This window comes from Endozoicomonas montiporae CL-33, from assembly GCF_001583435.1.
GTDB lineage: Bacteria > Pseudomonadota > Gammaproteobacteria > Pseudomonadales > Endozoicomonadaceae > Endozoicomonas_A > Endozoicomonas_A montiporae.
Genome location: NZ_CP013251.1, coordinates 694,829 through 713,209, shown reverse-complemented (window position 1 = coordinate 713,209; position 18,381 = coordinate 694,829). Strand labels below are relative to the sequence as shown.

The window sequence follows — 18,381 nt, the reverse complement described above, 5'->3', positions numbered from 1 at the left end:
CCGGTTATCTCCTTAAAAACTCAGGACTCATCAAATACAGAGCCAGCCCCTGTTGCCGGCTTTCAGCCCGGCTTACCATTTTGGCCGTATGATCCGATAGCAGACTGCCGGAATGCGCCTGAGCCAACTCAAGCGGTGGCTGATTCATACGCACCTGCCGACTGATCATATTCACCCAGTCAACCCGCTTCAGTAAGGCGTCAGCCCCATCCCAGGCGGAAGACTTATCGCTGAAACCGGCAGGCGAGCCTGCACCAAAGGGGGCATGACCAAGATTCACCAGCGTATTGACCAGAAGCCGGGCATTGGGCAATGGCAAACCTGTCAGTCTCAATGTGGAAATGTAGAATTCTCTTGGGGTTTTCAACTTGGCGGGCGTTGGGTGCCAGGCATCCGGATGTTCAATCATCGTGGTGACAACAGACTTTATATTCCCCTTTGTCTGTCGCCAGGTCTCCGTCATGGCCTTTACCAGATCTTCAGACGGTGAATCGCTGATAAAATGACGTGCCAGTTTAAACGATACAAACTTTGCCGTGGCAGGGTGTATAGCCAGATCTTTTAAAATCGCTTCTCCCTGGTCGATACCGGTGTCCCGATAGACTTTTCCCAGTACTACCCGTGTGCCTGGCTCATGAGTGGCCTGACGAAAAACAAAACCATGCTGACTTTCTTTAGGGCGGCTAACGCTCCAGCCACTGATGGCTTTTGCCAGTTCCTGAATGTCCTCCAGATTGTAACCACCATGAACACCCAGGGTATGCAGCTCAAGGATTTCTCTGGCAAGGTTTTCGTTTAAGCCTCGTTTATTTCCGGCTGCCCTGGTTGAAGGGCCGACGGATTTGGCATTGTCCAGATAAACCAGCATGGCAGGGTGTTGCTCCACCGCCACCAGCATCTGTTCAAAAGACCCTAACAGGTTGGGGGCAATTGCCTCACGCTCAAGTGTGGGCGCCAGAGGTTTCATCATGCCTCCCTGCCCCGACACACTGAAGTGATTGGAAAAGAAATCCAACAGTCGCCAGTTCAGCGAATGCTCATCTTTCACGGCACCATAGACCGTGTCCGCTGCCATTCGGACAAACAGCTGACCAGCAATATTGTCAGGCTTTTCCATCATTTTCTGCTGTCTGAAACGGTTTACCTTCCTTCGGTAAACGTAGAAAGCATCAAGAACTTCACCCGAATCCGGATGGCCAGAAGACAGATCCGGTAGTGTTAGCTGATTCAAAAGCCACTGTTCCGGATTCCCCCGGGCAATGTTCAGGTCGCCTGGTTTTGCACCCAGGCCAAAGCGGTTAGCAGCAATAACTGCATGTCTATCATTCATCATTCGGTGCAATGGCTGATTTTTTATTATCCATCACAATAACAACACTGAAGTACAGTTTTATAGGCTTAAATCACGTTTTCTTACATTTTCCTACGCATTTTAAGGTTTAAAGCGTTTATGGCTGAAACCCTGTTTGTCATCTATATACATCTGTCCTGACAACCATGTTGATCTATTAATGCCTGAAGGCAGCCGTCTGACTATAAAAACAGGTGAACTGAATGAAGTCTTTTTTTAGCCGCGCACTCTTGCTGACTCTGCTCAGCATTGCCGCCCTTCCATCCATTGCCCGCGAATCTGCTCCAAAGAATTGCTGGTTTGATACAACCAAAGATACTGCTGTGGAATATGGCACGGGCAGTGATTTGGATAAATATGTTGGTAATGTGTGCTTTTTTCAAAATGGAGCTGATTATTACATTGGTAAAGTTATTAATACCAGAGGGATAGAGTGCTACTACACCACTCCAGGTCGAGGAGATGGTTACATCGACAGTGTACGATGGCTGGTCACCGATTACAGTAACTTAAAAAAATTGATCGATTCATACAGTAAAAGCGGAAGGCTTTCGATGAACATTAATAAGTTCCAGAGCCTCTTTCCAGATTGCACAACTTCAACAGAGGGTCATACTCCCGTTATCAATCATAATGATCTGGATCAGAGCATACAGCTTACAACTTATTCTTTAAGAGAAATATGCCTTTCTGATGAAGAAAGAAACGGTGAGCATAGAATCAGAATTGGTTACTCGCAGCCTGGCCAATGCCATATGAATGATGATTCACCCTATTACCTAGAAACTCCGAAAGACCAGCCCAAGGGAAGTGACGGCTGCCCTATATATAATCCTGATACTGAATTTACCTGTGAAGGCTATGAATTTTATCGCCGGGGCTGGGCTGAGGAATGCTTAAGTGCATTTGGCGCAAAAACTTGCTACGAGAGTACAACATGTAAGAAGAAAAGATCCAAAGAAGAATGCTGTAAATTTGCACACAACGAAAACTGTGAAACAGTTTCTATGGATACCAGTGGTAAATGTTGCTGCGGCGTAAAACTGAACAAAGATAATGACAGGTGTAAAAACGTAGGATTAAGAAAAAAATAGCTTCTTCTGCAGAATGGTATTAGATCACTCAAATAGCATTCTGCAGCTTCGTACTTTACTTAGTTGACAGTATCAACCAACAGTCTTTTAATACCCATATTTTACCAATATGGGTATCTTCCCATGAGCCAACAGGCCAAGCAGTTATACGACGCCTTAGTCACACTGTCTCACAACTTCAGCACCAACTGCTGTGAAAGCAGCCAGTGTGAAGAATTCAGCCTGATCGACTACCTCGCTCTGCGCAGCATTCAGAACCAGCCCAGATGCTCCATTCAAACCATCGGTCAGGCGCTGGGTTTTACCAAAAGTGGTGCAACACGTGTTGTTAAACGTCTGGAAGCCCGCGATATGGTTAACATCTGTGTTAACCCCGATGACAGCCGGATACGATGTCTGTCCCTCACCGAACTGGCTGAAGAATGCCTGCAGTCGGTGGTCAGTATTCAGGAAAAACGGATAGACAAACTGCTGAAAAAGATGGAACCTGAAGCCGCGAAACAACTTGCAAAGGGGCTACAGACTCTTGTTCAACACCTGAAGTAAACCGACTGAACAACCGCCTTTTAAGGCTTTTTTATTGCCCAATTAGTTGACACTGACAACCATATGAATACCGGAAAGACTGAATGCCAATCTCTTTGACACCAAGGAAACACCGTTCATGAAGCTGCTATGGAAAATGCGCTTCATTTTGCGTGACTACTGGAAACACTACCTGCTGGCCTTTATCAGCCTGCAAGCCGTTGCCGTACTGAACCAGCTGCCTCCCTGGCTGATCGGTCGGGTGGTGGATGAAATCACCCTCGACGGCCTGACTACTCAGGAACTCATGATGTACATCGCAGGCATTATGGTGATTGCTATTGCCATTTACGGCCTGCGTTACGTCTGGCGCTCTCTGCTGTATGGCGCCTCCATTGATCTGGTTCGCAGCCAGCGTGATCGGCTGTTTGCCCACTTCACCCGAATGTCACCCGACTTTTACCAGAAGCACACCGCTGGCGATCTAATGGCTCACGCCACCAATGACCTGAATGCCGTGGAAGAAAGCGCCGGTGGTGGCATCATGACCCTGGTTGATTCGGTCATTGCGGGCTTTACCGTACTTGCCGCCATGGTATTTGCCGTCAGTGGCAAGCTGACGTTACTGGTGCTGATCCCGTTCCCGATCCTGATCTGGGCTACCGGAAAATACGGCACCACCATGCACAAAACCTTTGGCAGGGCTCAGGCCAGCTTTTCCAACCTGAATGAAGAAGCCCGGGAAACGGTCACTGGTATTCGTGCGGTTCGTGCCCATGAGTTAAATAAACGACAAGAGCAGCGTTTCCACGAACTGTCCAGAGAAACCGTTGCCGCCAACCAGAAAGTAGCGCGCATTGAATCCATCTTTGGCCCTACCATCAACCTGTTCTTTGGTCTCTCTTTTGTGATTGCCCTGATGGGTGGTGCATGGCTGATTCAACAGGGTGAAATGACACTGGGTCTTCTGACCAGCTTTACTCTCTATCTTGGACAACTACTCAGTCCGATGATGCAGTTTGGCTGGCAGTTCAGTGTATTCCAGCGTGGTAATGCTTCCTGGAGCCGACTGGAGTCTCTGTTTAACCAGAAACCTTCTGTCTCCGATGCGCCTGATGCGGTAGAAGCACCTGCCAACCATGATCTGGCATTTGATATACAGTCTTTCCATTACCCAATGGCTGACACTCCGGTGCTTAGCAATATTAAGCTGCAAGCTCCGGCAGGTTCTTTTATTGGTATTACCGGTCGAACCGGTGGCGGCAAAAGCAGTTTGTTCCGCTTGTTGCAACGCCAGTTCAATCTGGACTCCGGCTCAGCCATTACACTGGGCGGCATCGCCATTGACCAGATACAACTGAAAAGCCTGCGCAGTCAAATGGCCTGGGTACCTCAGGAGCCGATGCTGTTTTCCGGAACCATTGCCGAAAACATCGCGATGTCGAAGCCCGACGCCAGCCGCGAAGAGATTGAACAGGCGGCCAGACTGGCGGCTGTTCATGAAGATATTACCCGGTTCACTGATAGCTACAACACGATTCTTGGTGAAAATGGCATCAACCTGTCCGGTGGTCAGAAGCAGCGTGTTGCGTTTGCCCGCGCACTGCTAAGCAATGCGAATATTTTGCTACTGGACGACGCCTTTAGTGCACTGGACATGAAAACAGAAGCCACCATTCTGAAAAATCTGTCGGCCTATAAAAACCGCAAAACCATTCTGCTGATCACGCAACGGTTACCCGAGCTGATCACTGCCGACCATATTCTGGTGATTGATGAAGGCACCATCAAGGAACAGGGCACTCACGATGAACTGCTGGATCGCCCGGAATGGTATGCCCGAATCTTCAAACAGCAGGCTCGCACCCTTCTGATGGAGAACAAAGACACTATTGATTCCCGATCATTTAATGATTCATCTACTCTGGTAAGCGCCTGATGAAAGCAAAACGATTTGCAGGACTTGGACGCCTGTTGGGCTACAGCCGCCCTTACTCAAAAGGCTTTATCACAGCCTTCTTACTGCTGATGGTGGCCACAGCCTTTGAAATGGCTTCACCCTGGGTAATGAAAATTATTCTGGATGACTACATTGTAGTGGGTAATAACGACATCAGAACTCTGGCGATCCTCGGGGTCGCGCTGACCAGCACCTACGTCGGGGCTTCAATATTTCAATACATTCAGGGCGTTCTGTTTCAGGATAATGCCCTTGAAGTCATACACGACATTCGTCAAAAAGCTTTCAGTCACCTGTTAAAGCTGCCCATGAAATATTTTGACGGAGAACCCACAGGCAGGCTGGTCTCCAGACTGACTAACGATTCAGAAGTCATACGACAAATGTTTGTTGGTGTGATTCCTGCCATCCTCCGTGGTGGTCTGAAACTGGTGGGCATATTCACCGCACTGGCTCTGCTGGACTTCAAACTGATGCTGCTGATGCTGGTTATTGTTCCCATTCTGCTGGGCAGTATGCGTCTGTATCAGACCCTTAGCCGCCCGGTCGTTGCAGGCGTTCGTGCCCGCCTCGCAGACATCAACACCAACATCAACGAATCTTTGCAGGGTATGCCGATTATTCAGGCAACCAATCAGGAAGATCACCGTCGTGCACAGTTTGCAGAAAACAATAAAGAATGGAGTCTTCTGCGCCGTAAAGTGATCGGCATCGACAGTCTCCTGCTAATGCCGTTTGGTCATTTTCTGCAGACGATGGCTCTGGCGGGCATTGTCGCCTGGTTTGGCTGGAGAGCCGGTTTCTCTGTGGTAGAGGTCGGCACTATTTATGCGTTTATCAATTATCTGGCACGCTTCTTTGAACCTTTCCGCCAGATTTCCATGCAGTTGGGCAATCTTCAGCAATCTTTGATTGCGGCTGAGCGTGTCTTTGAACTGCTGGATGAGCCTGAAGAATCCCGTCAACAAACAGGCAATGCTTCTATCAGCGGTGGCAGGATGGCGTTTAACAACGTCAGCCTGTCTTATGATGGCAAAAATCAGGCGCTGGATAATGTCAGCTTCACCGTTGAACCCGGTCAGTTTACCGCCATTGTTGGCCACAGCGGCAGTGGCAAAAGCTCCGTGATCAATCTGCTGATGCGGTTTTATCAACACCAGCAGGGCGACGTTCTGATTGACGGCCAGGCATTGAATAATATCAGTGAATCTGCCCTGCGCGATCATCTCGGCCTGGTCTTTCAGGAACCCTATATTTTCAGTGGTTCCCTTGCCGAAAACATCAGCCTTAACCATGCTGATATCAACATGAATGATGTAGTGAGTGCAGCCCGAAAAGTACACGCAGATCCCTTTATCCAAAAACTGTCGGATGGTTATGAGCACCAGCCCGGAGCCGGAGGTCAGGCTCTTTCGACCGGCGAACGTCAACTGTTGTCTTTTGCCAGAACCGTAGCCCAGAACCCGCGCATACTGTTGCTGGACGAAGCTACCGCTAACATTGACGGTGAAACCGAGCAATCCATTAAAGATGCGTTGATCACGCTGCGCTCTGGTCGAACCACCATTGCAGTAGCACACAGACTGTCCACCATTCAGGACGCCGACCAGATTCTGGTGATGGACAAAGGCCGGATTGTTCAGCGCGGTACGCATCATGAACTGCTTAATCAGGCCGGACATTACCGTGATCTGTATCTATCCCAGCAAACCAAAGAGCAACTGCATTCCGCTGCAGAACCCTTTTCCAACGACATACCTTCATCCAGTTTAGTGGTGGCATGATGATGAACCCTGTAACACCAGAACCCGCTATTCAGGACGCCATTGAGTGGGCCCTGTTAAACGGCTTTTCCCTGAAAACATCGCCAGAATCGGCCACTCATTGCGCCTTCAGTCTGGCACCTACGTTAATTGATGAAGCCCGCTTTTCGCACTTGAGGCAGTCGGTTCCGGTACTGGCAAAACTGATTCATGCCGTTTCCGAAGACCATGATTATCTTCAGGAAGTGATGGCACCCATTGCCGGGGCAGACCCTTTCTTTACCAACCTGCTGAATCTGCATAAGCACATTCACTTTGGTCAACAGAAAGCATTCAGGCAGCCCATGCTATTTATGCGTACGGACTTTATGGACGATGCCGAAGTGGGTCCACGGGTGATTGAGTTCAATGGCATCGCTGCCGGAATGGGGCCCTTTGGTCAACGGGCTCATGAACTGCATGATTACCTTCAGAAACAATGGCCTTCTGCCTTTCAACACTGGTCTCCGGTTGATCATCTGGAATTGATCAAAAACCCTGCTATTGAGCTGTTGTCAGAAGGCGTGGCAGCCACTGCCAGACAGGTAAGAGAAGAATCAGGGGAATCGGGACAACCTGTGTTTCTTATGGTGGTGCAGGCCGATGAAGACAACGTTTACGACCAGCATCTTCTTGAGCAAGGGTTGCAAAAGCTTGGAATAAGAACGGTTCGTCGTACATTTCGTGAGTTGCATGATCAGCTGGCAAGCGGTGAGAACCATCGTCTTCTGTTGGAAGGTATTGGCAGTATAGATGCGGTTTATCTCCGGGCCGGTTATCAATACTCTGACTTTGTCGCCCATGATCTGGAAGAAGCCCGCTGCTGTCAGGCGCTCAGCCAGACCAGAGCCTTTATGGAACAACACAATGTTGCCATTAATGCGACCGTCAGCCAGCAGCTGGCTACCAGCAAACGGGTGCAAATGCTGTTGACCTCAATGTCTGCAGAAGAGTTAACCCGTTTCGGGCTAACCCTGCCCGAAGCCAGAGAGGCCAAAGAGTCTCTGGGGGTTATGTTGCCTGTTGACGAAACCAGTGCAGAATGGTTTGCCGACAAGCCTGCTGAACACTGGGTATTGAAAAACCAGGGCGAAGGCGGAGGACACTGTATTTTTGGTGACGATATACTGCCAAAACTAAAATCCTTTTCCAGTGACGATTATCAGGCATGGTCACTGATGCGCCGCCTGCACCCGGCGCACAGACAGCGCCCCGCTTTACTGGTTCGCCGTGGCGAAGCAGTCAAGGTAGATGATCTGATCAGTGAAATCGGACTCTTCACGATCCATTTCAATGGTCAACCGATGACACACCATAACGGTGATGGTAACGGTTACGCGGGCTACCTGATTCGCAGCAAACCTTCCACCGTATCGGAAGGGGGAGTCCATAGCGGTATGGGCGCGGCCGACTCGCTGGCAATAGTGCCTGGCAAAGCCTGATGCTGAATGATGAGGTATTCTAAGCAATACCTCATCCACCGCACCCGACATCTGATCTTAATGAGTACTTAGGTACAAACCACCATCCTATCGCAACAGCGTCAACGATAAGGTAGTCAGCTCTGGCAAGGGTGACTGCTCCCCCAACTGAAGTAGGGGGCTTCTGACTTCAAGGGCTACAGCCAGTCTATAACGACTGGACTTACACAGAAGCCTCCATCAGCAGAACCGGACAGTCCTTCCGGTTTAATTTTAAATTCTGGGCTTTCTAACATTGGTTGTCACTTGGTTTTCGATAACAGCCAATTAAAAGCCAAGAGCAGCATAGAGTACGATAAGAGCTATGTCAAAATCTCAACCGGAGTCCTTGCGGACTCCCGACTTATATCTCCCTACTCAAAGTAGGGAGGCTTACGTCGAAAATGCTAATTCTATCGCTCACAGGGATAATATGAAAAAATCACTACTGGCTGCCGCTGTACTTCTTGTTTCTGCCACCAATGCTCAGGCACTGGTAGGTGCCAAAGTTGGCTACAACTACTGGAATACTGCCAACCACGACGGTGTACACAACCTGTATGCCAACTTCGAACACTTTGTTCCTCTGGTACCCAACGTTGCCGTTCGCTACACCGATGTAGACAGCAAAAAGCTGAAATTCAACAGCTTTGATGCGCTGGGCTATTACCGTTTTCTGGATAATGGCAGTCTGGACTGGACAGTAGGTCTGGGCGCAAGGCGCTTTGACTCAGGGCGACTGAAAGGCAAAGGCTTCTCCAGCACCCTGCCAATGGTCAATACCGAAGTGACTTTGTTCGACGCCAGCCGCACCAGCTTCTATGGCAAAATGGACTGGGGTAAAAATGGCAACACCGACTTTACCGATTTTGAAGCCGGTGTCCGCTTCAAAATGTTCATGGGACTTCGCCTGCAGGCTGGCTACCGCAACTATAAGCTGAACTTTGATGGTACCAAAGGCATCAACGATTCCGAGCGACTGCGTGGTCTGAACCTGGGTCTGCATTGGGGTTTTTAACCCTTGACGGGTAGCGGATCAGGCCGCTACCTGACTCTTTGTTCCTGTATATGTGCCATTAAAGGCACCGTCTATCTCCCCAACCTGCCTTCTGCTCACCATTCTCACCGCAAGAAAATACTGTATGCCTACAAGACAGGCCCGGTTGCGCATAACTGCTTGATTTAAAAAGATATAAAACAAAGAGCCAACTAAGACATTAGTCTGCATCCCTGCTGATACCCGTCCAACAGATGCTATACCTTTAAGTCAGGACATTCATAAGAGATTTGCAGGGACGTAACTCATGCCAAACCAACAAAATCATTCTGCTGATGACCAACATTTTGCCAAGATCGTCAGCTATCTTGACAGTGGCGGCTCTATCGCCCGGGCCAAGAACATGAGTCAGGGCTATCTGGAAGCCATCTACAAAACAGGCTATGACCAATACAATGCCGGTCATTTTGAAGAAGCCGCCAAAGTCTTTCAATATCTTTCCCTCTGTGACCAGTGGAATTCCCGAAACTATCTGTCTCTGGGTGCCTGCCTGCAAATGGAGCATCTATACGCTCAGGCCATACAGACCTATACGTTTGCCTTCCGTCTGGATAGCAGCAACCCTTTGCCGCTGATCTACATGGCGGACTGCAACCTGGCACTTGACCGTGTAGATAAGGCCAAAGAAATCTACAAAACCGCTCTTAAGCTGGCAAAAAGCAGTCATTTCAGTCACAAGGAAATTAATCGTGCCGAAATGTTGCTTGCCACTATTGATGTACAGAACAAGGAGGATCACTAATGACTGACTCAATTTCGGGAGGTCGTCCGTTAACGCCCGCTGAAGCATTTCAGGAACAACAAAAAGTCGTACAGGCAGAAGAAATTGATAAAATAAGCCTGAGTTACGACTCGAAAAACTCGGTGTCTCATCGGAAGGCCATAAAAGAAGGCGTTCTGACACCTGCCAATATTCATGCTCCCTCTATTCCTGCGCCTAACTTGTCAGCTACTCCGACTGGAGACGAGCTGATTGCCATGGAAACACAGGCCAGAGCACACGAGGCTAATTTTGCACTCACCAATGGCCTTGAAATGCTTAAGGTCACACAACCTGATCTTGTCACCCCTGAGCTAACGAACCAGATCGGGCAGATCAGTAACCGGCTTAGCATGGTCGAATCGGCACCTCCGGGTCTAATGGCAGATGTATCTTTGTTGAGTGACAACCTTTTGACAAAGGCCGCTAATAAAGACCTTGATCCCGACATGTTAAATCAGATCATGTCTGAAATTCAGTCCAAAATGGATGACAACGCCGTCAAGTTCTCCGAGTTTGAGATTAAAGCCAGATCAGCGGATGCACAGCAAAAACACGAAAGCAATATTCACAAGATTGGAGAGTACATGAAAGAAGTAAAGGAAGCGGAAGAAGCTCAAAGCAAAGCTGAAGAAGCCAGAAAGAAAGAGTCATCCGGAGGTGGTTTTTTCAGTGCAATAAAATCATTCTTTACTTCAACTATTCCTGCTGCAATAACCGGAGCAGTAGAAGCTATCGAAAAAGAATTCAATAGTATTGATTTAGAGTCAAGCATAACTTCAGCAGGTAGTTCCATTAGCAGCACTTTCAAAAATGCCTTTGGCAAAGTAGAAAATGCCTTTAAAGATTTTGGTGATGAAACCCAAAAAGCTTTTGAGACATTTGGCAACAACACAGAAAGAGAATTTAAACGGTTTGCAGATAATGCAAAATCAGGCCTGGAAGGCTTTGGCAAGGACACAAAAAGAGCATTCGAGACCTTTGCAGAAGATACCCGAAAAGACTTGGAAAGCTTTGGCAGAGACACGAAACATGCCTTTAAGGAATTTGGCAAGGACACTGAAACGGCCTTTAAAAAATTCGGCAAGGATACTGAAACCACCTTTAAAGAATTCGGCAAGGACGCTGAAACGGCCTTTAAAGAATTCGGCAAGGATACTGAAACGGCCTTTAAAGAATTTGGCAAGGATACTGAAACCACCTTTAAAGAATTCGGCAAGGACACTGAAACTGCCTTTGAAACCTTTGTTGAATATGCCAGAGAAGGCTTAAAGAGTTCTGGTCAGGATACTAAAGAGGTCTTCGAAACCTTCGCCAGAGATGCGAAAGAAGGTCTGAAAAACTTTGGTGATGACACTAGAAAAGCCTTTGAACAAGTTAGCAATGATACCAAAGAGGGTTTTAAGCACTTCAGCGATACGGTTGTTGATAGCGGCAAAAAAGTCAGCCAGACGTTCGAACCCCTTGGTCACAAGGAAAACTGGAATCGTGCAGGCGACGCCATTCTAAAAAGCATTGGTATTGAGCCAAGTTCAGGCAAACCTCTCGAAGGCGAACCCAACATTCCGTCTGGATCACTTGGACCAACTGAATCCTACTCTTTGGAGTCCGAAGGCTCAATGCAGAAAGTTCCTGCTTCTGACGTTGAAGTATCGGCAGCCATGCAAGGACTTGGTATCAGCGAAACGGCTCTCTCCCATCAGGAGATGATGAAGCTATTGCAGCAAATGAAAGCCGCCGGGGAAAACAAGGAAAAACTCGAAGCAGCCATTGCAGCACTTGAGTCTGGCGATCTTAAATCACTTAAGCAGATTGTTAAGGGGCTGTCTGGTGGTGAAGCGATTATTGCACTTATGGATAATCCTGACACAACAGGATTAACAAAGTCACTTCTGGATGTTCCTGCTCAAACAGCAAGAATACAGGAAGACCAGAAGATTCAGAACGCTCTGGTGTCACGCTTTAGAGGGGCTTAAGCCTTAGGTCGAATCAGGGCCGGCTCGTGTAGCCGGCTTTTTATTTGCGCTACAAACCCTTAACCTTTCTGCGGTTAAACGAATAAATAAACTGTTTCTCAGGCTATAACATCGCAGCCTTTTTTGAAAAAATAACCGCCCTTCCCTGTTCATTTGAAAAATCAGACTTCTATGACCAAATCATCTCTGCAGACCAAAGCCTGTGCGCCTGATCTGTTTTCCTACCCCAAGTACTGGGCGGAATGTTATGGCACAGCCCCCTATTTACCAATGTCCCGTGCAGAGATGGACGAACTGGGCTGGGACTCCTGCGATATTATCATCGTTACAGGTGACGCCTATGTCGATCACCCCAGCTTTGGTATGGCAGTCATTGGTCGTTTTCTTGAATCACAAGGCTTTCGTGTCGGTATTATTGCCCAGCCTGACTGGACCAGCGATGCCGACTTTAAACGACTGGGAAAGCCTAATCTGTTCTATGGCGTAACAGCTGGCAATATGGACTCCATGATCAACAACTATACTGCTGATCTTAAAGTTCGTAATGATGACGCCTATACACCGGATGCCAAAGCAGGCAAACGTCCGGACAGAGCCGTGACGGTTTACAGTCAGCGTTGCAAAGAAGCCTATAAAGACGTTCCGGTTATCCTTGGTGGTATTGAATCCAGCCTTCGACGAATCGCCCAATATGACTACTGGACCAATCAGGTACGTCGCTCTGTACTGGTGGATTCTACCGCAGACATCCTGTTATACGGCAACGCAGAGCGGGCAATGGCTGAAATTGCCTGGCGTCTGTCAAACGGTGAAGCCATTAAAAATATTCAGGATATTCGTGGAACCGCTGTCGTTAAATCAGCCCTGCCGGCAGGCTGGACTGAAATTGACAGCTCACGGGTTGACTGGCCCAAGGATGTCTCATCACTGCAGGAAGCTTATGGCATCAGCCCATACGAGTACATTCCTGAAGATGAGTGCCAATCAAAACAGTCTGAAGTCACAGAGCCTCAGCCGTTGCGAATTATTCCACAACCTCTTACAGGCAAAGCTGATTTTGACCGGGACAAAAGCTTCATAAGACTACCGTCGTTTGAAAAAGTCAAAAAGGATCCGACGCTTTATGCCCATGCCTCACGGGTACTGCACCAGGAAGCCAATCCGCATAATGCGCGGATTCTTGTGCAAAAGCACGGCAACCGCGATGTCTGGATTAACCCGCCGCCGGTTCCACTGGAAACCAGCGAGATCGATGGCGTGTTTGGAATGAGTTACCAGCGCAGACCCCATCCTGCTTATGGCAATGCTAAAATCCCGGCTTACGACATGATTAAAACCTCGGTCAATATCATGCGGGGCTGCTTCGGCGGTTGTTCTTTCTGTTCTATTACCGAACATGAAGGTCGAATTATCCAGAGTCGTTCTGAAGAATCGATCCTGAGTGAGTTGGAAGATATTCGCGAGAAAGTACCCGGTTTCGCGGGACAGATTTCCGACCTTGGCGGCCCGTCTGCCAATATGTACCGCCTGTTCTGTAAGGAAGAAAAAGCTCAGGCAAACTGTCGTCGTTTATCCTGTGTGTTCCCGGGTATCTGCAAAAACCTTGAAACCTCTCACCAGCACACGACACAGCTTTACCGTAAAGCTCGTGCGATTCCCGGCATCAAGAAAATCGCTATTGCATCCGGGTTGCGCTATGACCTGGCGGTACACGACCCCGAATACATACAGGAACTGGTGACACATCATGTGGGCGGTTACCTGAAAATAGCACCGGAGCACACCGAGAAAGGCCCACTGAATCAGATGATGAAACCAGGCATTGAAACTTACTATGCCTTTAAGAAGATGTTTGATCATTTCTCCAGAGAGGCTGGCAAAGAGCAATACCTGATTCCGTACTTTATTGCTGCACATCCGGGCTGTGAGCACGAAGACATGATCAATCTGGCAATCTGGCTGAAGAAGAACAAGTACCGTATTGATCAGGTACAAACCTTTTATCCATCGCCCATGTCTCTGGCTACGGCAATGTATTATTCAGGTCGTAACCCGCTGAAAAAGGTTTCCTACAAGAGTGAAGAGCTTGATACTCACAAAGAGCTGCACCACCGTCGTATTCAGAAAGCATTCCTGCGTTACCATGATCCTAAAAACTGGTCATTCCTGCGTCAGGCTCTCAAAGAGCTCGGACGAACCGACCTGATCGGTAATGGTGCACATCAACTGGTACCTGACGAAGAACCTCGCCAGTCAAAACGGAAAGGAGCTACAGCCAGACCAGCGAAAAAATATCAGAAGGCAGTAGGTGGACAATGGAATAACCGTTCTTCCAAGGCTCAGAAGAACCGACGTAAACGTCGATAGTTGTACAGGCAAGTCAGTGACTTAGCTGGCTTGCCTGTTGCCGGAAGGCTGTAGAAATAAATCATGAACAGGTAGCATAGACAGCCAACGTTTTATGCTGATCTGACCAAGTGAAAACATCTAATCTCTGTCCGGGCTGTGGACAGCCAAACCTGTGCGCTATCTCTCTGGGAAAACCACCAGAACAATGCTGGTGCATGTCGTCAAAGCATTCTTCCAAATCAGAAGCCGTTAAACTGCCATTACCCAAGCAGCCTGCAACCTGCTATTGCCAGTCCTGTCTGGAAAAAATAAAAACAGCCCATACGAAAAAAGCCCACATCGTATGATGTGGGCTTTTGAATATGGCGCGCTCGGGAGGATTCGAACCTCCGACCGCCTGGTTCGTAGCCAGGTACTCTATCCAGCTGAGCTACGAGCGCGCAATTTGTTGCGTGGCTTTTTTTACACCACTTAATTGATCAATTCAACACCAACCAATTTTGATCTGGCGGTGAGGGAGGGATTCGAACCCTCGATACGCGTTAACGTATACACGCTTTCCAGGCGTGCTCCTTCAGCCACTCGGACACCTCACCGTTATCGCTGCTGCTTTCGAAGAAAGTTTGTCGCTGCGAACAGGTGGCGTACTTTATAGCAGTGTTTACTAAAAGGCAAAGGCAAAATGCCAAAAAAGTTAGAACTCTCGGAAAACCCCTATCATTTCAAATGATTAAGTTGAAATACACGGGACAGCACCCACTCAAATACGCTCTCAGGAAGCAGCCATTGCAAAAAGGGCAGGCTTCGACTGCCATTACCCAACTTCAACGACCCCGATGCTTTCCCTGCTTTTACCCGACTCACAATGACCCGGGCAACATGCTCTGCAGAAGTCGGGCGATCCTGAGAAGCATTGGCTCGTTTCCATAAGGCTTTTTCTACCGGTTTGTAAAACGAGTTTTCAGGTAAGGCTCTTGCCAGTGCCTGCTTCGCGTTTTCAGCAAAACGGGAACGAATTGCGCCCGGTTTTACACTCATGACATCAATACCAAAAGGCTTCAGCTCTATTCTCAAGGCATCCGAGAACGAATTAAACGCGGCTTTGGAGGCGCAATAGGTTCCGGAGAAAGGGGTTACAACCTGACCGGAAATACTGCCGATGTTTATGATCGTTCCGGATCGTCTTTCTATCATGGCAGGTGCCACCGCCTGAACCAGTTTCAGGGGAGCAAACACATTGGTTTCAAACTGCATACGAACTTCCGTTTCCGGCATCTCAACGGTTGCCCCCATGGCGCCGTAACCGGCATTGTTGACCAGCACATCAATCCCACCCTCAGCTGCCACCTGACTAATCAGTTGGCAGACCTGTTTTTCACTGGTGACATCCAGTTCCTCTGCCTTGATGCCTAACGGAACCAGATCGGACAGGGTTTCTTTTTTTCGACCAGTCGCCCAGACCTGCCAGCCCTGTCTTGCAAACTCGATAGCCAGAGCTCTGCCCAGACCGGATGAACATCCGGTAATCAGAACGTTCTTCATAAATTATTCCTTTTCCGGCAACTGGGACAAATCGGATGTATCCAGTGTTTGTCGTGAAAACTCCTTCTTCACCCGTACCCCCAGAGCAACAAACTCATTCGTCTGCGAAATCAGGTTTCCACGCCCCTGTTTCAGGGTATTCATCGCTTCGTCGTATGTGTTTCTGGCGGTGGTCAGCTGGGTGTCGAGCTTTTCCATCTTTTCAACAAAAACTCTTAATTTGTCGTAAACCAAACCCGCACGCTCTGCCAGCTTTCGGGCGTTGGCATTTTGTCGTTCAATCGTCCAGAGGTTGGCAACGGTTCTCAGCGTTGCCAGCAAGGTTGTCGGTGTTACCACCACAATATTCTGTTCAAAGGCGTCGTTAAACAGTTTCTGGTCATGCTGAAAAGCAGCAATAAAAGCCGGTTCCACTGGCATAAACATAAAGACAAAGTCAGGGGTTTTAACGCCAGAAAGGTTGGGGTAGTCCTTATCACCCAGACCTTTAATATGATTGCGAATGCTGACAATGTGTCGTGACAGGGCTGCCTGTCTTTCCTCATCATCTTCCGCATTCACATAGCTCATGTAGTCCACCAGCGACACCTTGGAATCAATGATCAGGTGCTTGCCTTCAGGCAGATAAACGACAAAATCCGGTCGTTTATTTTGTCCATCATCGTCTTTGAAATTAGCCTCCCTTTCATATTCTTCGCCTTTAATCAGGCCGCTGCTTTCAAGGATTTTCTCGACCTGCAGTTCCCCCCAGTTACCCTGTAGTTTTTTATCGCCCTTAAGGGCTCTGGCAAGGTTACCGGCTTCATCGGTTATACGCTGGTTCAGGCTGTGAAGCGTTTCCAACTGCTGCTTCAGAGCAGCCCGCCCTTCAATGTCTGCCTTTTGTGCCTGCTCTACCTTATTGCGAAAATCTACCAGTTGCTCTTTAAACGGAGTAAGCAAAGTATCCAGACGTTCCTGATGTTGCTGAGAAAACAGCTTGCCTTTGGCTTCCAGAATTTCATTGGCAATATGATGAAACGCCTGCTTCTGGGTTTCCCGATTCTCTTCCAGCTCTTTCAAGGTCTGCTCATGATGTTGTTGCTGAACGTCCAGACGTGTTCTTAACTCTCTTACCGCCTGTTCAGCCTCACTTCGGTTTTCCCTCTCAACCTCAACCCTTTCCAGCAAACGCGCCCGGTCGTCTTCACCCTGCCGGATGCGCTGGTCACGTTCGGCGACCCGATCCTGCTCACTACTTAGCATGGTTTCCAGTTCGGTTTGCATGCGCACATTTTTTTGCCGCGCTATCAGCCAGCTCAGTAAAGAGGACAATACTGCAACAATAGCCGCAACAATAGCTGCCACGATCACTGTGGTTGAGGACATAAACAGAATCTCGGTCAGGGTTGATCTTCTGCCATGTTACTATTTCAATATAAGGTTTTCATCGCAGTCCAACGTACACGGTAAACGCAGGAAGTTCTTTTGAGTTCTTTTGTTCAAAATCGGATCCTATCGCCCGTAAAAGCTTTACTGAATCAAGGGCTGAACCCTGACGCTCTGGCATTATGTTTATCTGTGGGCTTTGTACTGGGCTTCTTTCCCGTGTTTGGGATCACCACGCTGCTTTGTGTGCTGGCTGCAGGCGTTTTGCGACTCAATCAGGTCGCCATACAGATTGCCAATTACTGTGGTTATCCTCTGCAGTTTATTCTGTTCATTCCGTTTATACGTCTGGGGGAGTATCTGTTTGGGCTGAAGCGTATTTCAGTAAACCCTGTGGATATTTTCACTCTGGCAAAAAACAACTTCAGCCTGTTTCTGGAACAGTATGGTCTGGCTATTTCAGCGGCCTGCGCAGCCTGGTTGCTGGTTGCCCTGCCTGTTGTACTGGTGTTGTGGAAAGGACTGGCTGTTTTACTGAAGGCAAAAATGAAACCGGTTTAAGCGTCCCTGCACGGAAAACCGTTGAGTACCCAGAAGCCGTCTTAAAAGTCTGCGCGTAGCGAGGATCAAGTGAAACGGAGGATAAAAAGACAATTTTGCGACGCGAATAGCCAGCTATTTAACAAGCAAAATTGTCTTTTTAGACCCGTTTAACGCAGACCGCAGTAGCAGCATGACTTTTAAGACGGCTTCTTAATACTGTTCCTTTACTTCAAAGAAGTCTTGCGACAGTTTCCATACACCGGCGTCGTTTTTTACCCATTCTTCAAGAGTTATAATGCCTTTTCCCACATTCATAGACCAGTTCGCCCCCAGGTGAACGGTTTCACTGTCTACCTGTTTCAGCCAGATATCCGAATACTGCAAATCAGACGCACCGGACTGAATAAATGGACGCCAGAAGTTGTCTATATTGCCTTTGCCGACGTACTCTCCCATTGGATCAGCCTTCATAACGGCATCGGGCAAATAACCGGAAACACAATAATCGACATCGCCCTGGTTAAAATGCCTGACCCACTGTTTGCTGGCAGTCAGCACCTCAGTTAGAACATTGTGACTCATGAGTCATCTCCT

The 18,381-nt window shown here is 48.3% G+C and carries 15 protein-coding genes and 2 tRNA genes; 11 read left to right on the top strand and 6 right to left on the bottom strand.

The annotated features are described in order from the left end of the window. Nucleotides 1–4 precede the first annotated feature (4 nt). Complete coding sequence (locus EZMO1_RS03185; RefSeq protein ID WP_201772252.1) at nt 5–1,333, bottom strand: DUF1800 domain-containing protein; 1,329 nt, start codon at nt 1,331–1,333, stop codon at nt 5–7. A 221-nt stretch (nt 1,334–1,554) separates the two neighbouring features. Here EZMO1_RS03185 and EZMO1_RS03180 point away from each other — a divergent pair, with 221 nt between their 5' ends. The 10 genes from EZMO1_RS03180 (at nt 1,555) to EZMO1_RS25245 (ending at nt 14,681) form a co-directional block, all read left to right on the top strand. Continuing rightward, a complete protein-coding gene (locus EZMO1_RS03180; protein WP_034879626.1) occupies nt 1,555–2,445 on the top strand; it encodes a hypothetical protein in 891 nt (296 codons plus the stop codon). A gap of 123 nt (nt 2,446–2,568) precedes the next feature. Next, nucleotides 2,569–2,991, top strand: coding sequence for a MarR family winged helix-turn-helix transcriptional regulator (locus tag EZMO1_RS03175; RefSeq protein WP_034879624.1), 423 nt, complete (start codon nt 2,569–2,571; stop codon nt 2,989–2,991). A 118-nt stretch (nt 2,992–3,109) separates the two neighbouring features. Continuing rightward, nucleotides 3,110–4,909, top strand: coding sequence for an ABC transporter ATP-binding protein (locus EZMO1_RS03170; protein ID WP_034879623.1), 1,800 nt, complete (start codon nt 3,110–3,112; stop codon nt 4,907–4,909). Further along, entirely contained in the window at nt 4,909–6,714 is a 1,806-nt protein-coding gene (locus EZMO1_RS03165; protein WP_034879622.1) for an ABC transporter ATP-binding protein, read from the top strand. Before EZMO1_RS03170 ends, EZMO1_RS03165 begins: the two co-directional genes overlap by 1 nt. Further along, nucleotides 6,711–8,174, top strand: a complete 1,464-nt coding sequence (locus EZMO1_RS03160; RefSeq protein ID WP_236632095.1) for a glutathione synthetase — start codon at nt 6,711–6,713, stop codon at nt 8,172–8,174. Before EZMO1_RS03165 ends, EZMO1_RS03160 begins: the two co-directional genes overlap by 4 nt. 451 nt (nt 8,175–8,625) lie before the next feature. After that, nucleotides 8,626–9,210: a porin family protein gene (locus tag EZMO1_RS03155; RefSeq protein WP_034879620.1), complete on the top strand. Its 585-nt coding sequence runs from the start codon at nt 8,626–8,628 to the stop codon at nt 9,208–9,210. A 286-nt stretch (nt 9,211–9,496) separates the two neighbouring features. Then, complete coding sequence (locus tag EZMO1_RS03145; protein WP_034879615.1) at nt 9,497–9,991, top strand: SycD/LcrH family type III secretion system chaperone; 495 nt, start codon at nt 9,497–9,499, stop codon at nt 9,989–9,991. Between the two features lie 605 nt (nt 9,992–10,596). After that, on the top strand, nt 10,597–11,985 hold the full coding sequence (locus tag EZMO1_RS03140; RefSeq protein ID WP_145912445.1) for a hypothetical protein: 1,389 nt from the start codon (nt 10,597–10,599) through the stop codon (nt 11,983–11,985). 171 nt (nt 11,986–12,156) lie between these two features. Next, nucleotides 12,157–14,352 (top strand): YgiQ family radical SAM protein, encoded by a 2,196-nt coding sequence (locus tag EZMO1_RS03135; RefSeq protein WP_034879610.1) that lies wholly within the window; start codon nt 12,157–12,159, stop codon nt 14,350–14,352. Between the two features lie 110 nt (nt 14,353–14,462). Then, entirely contained in the window at nt 14,463–14,681 is a 219-nt protein-coding gene (locus tag EZMO1_RS25245) for a cysteine-rich CWC family protein (RefSeq protein ID WP_082212369.1), read from the top strand. A gap of 16 nt (nt 14,682–14,697) precedes the next feature. Here EZMO1_RS25245 and EZMO1_RS03130 read toward each other — a convergent pair. From EZMO1_RS03130 to EZMO1_RS03115, 4 genes are all read right to left on the bottom strand, one after another. Beyond that, a tRNA-Arg gene (locus tag EZMO1_RS03130) sits at nt 14,698–14,774 on the bottom strand. 66 nt (nt 14,775–14,840) lie between these two features. Continuing rightward, a tRNA-Ser gene (locus EZMO1_RS03125) sits at nt 14,841–14,930 on the bottom strand. A 121-nt stretch (nt 14,931–15,051) separates the two neighbouring features. Then, complete coding sequence (locus EZMO1_RS03120; RefSeq protein WP_034879605.1) at nt 15,052–15,876, bottom strand: SDR family NAD(P)-dependent oxidoreductase; 825 nt, start codon at nt 15,874–15,876, stop codon at nt 15,052–15,054. Nucleotides 15,877–15,879: 3 nt separating this feature from the next. Continuing rightward, nucleotides 15,880–17,244 (bottom strand): DNA recombination protein RmuC, encoded by a 1,365-nt coding sequence (locus tag EZMO1_RS03115; RefSeq protein ID WP_034879603.1) that lies wholly within the window; start codon nt 17,242–17,244, stop codon nt 15,880–15,882. A gap of 99 nt (nt 17,245–17,343) precedes the next feature. On the opposite strand from EZMO1_RS03115, the gene EZMO1_RS03110 reads away from it, so the two are divergent. Further along, nucleotides 17,344–17,805, top strand: coding sequence for a DUF2062 domain-containing protein (locus EZMO1_RS03110; RefSeq protein WP_051790724.1), 462 nt, complete (start codon nt 17,344–17,346; stop codon nt 17,803–17,805). A gap of 192 nt (nt 17,806–17,997) precedes the next feature. On the opposite strand, the gene EZMO1_RS03105 is transcribed toward EZMO1_RS03110, so the two are convergent. Continuing rightward, on the bottom strand, nt 17,998–18,369 hold the full coding sequence (locus tag EZMO1_RS03105) for a Cif family virulence factor (protein ID WP_034879601.1): 372 nt from the start codon (nt 18,367–18,369) through the stop codon (nt 17,998–18,000). Between the last annotated feature and the right edge of the window lie 12 nt (nt 18,370–18,381).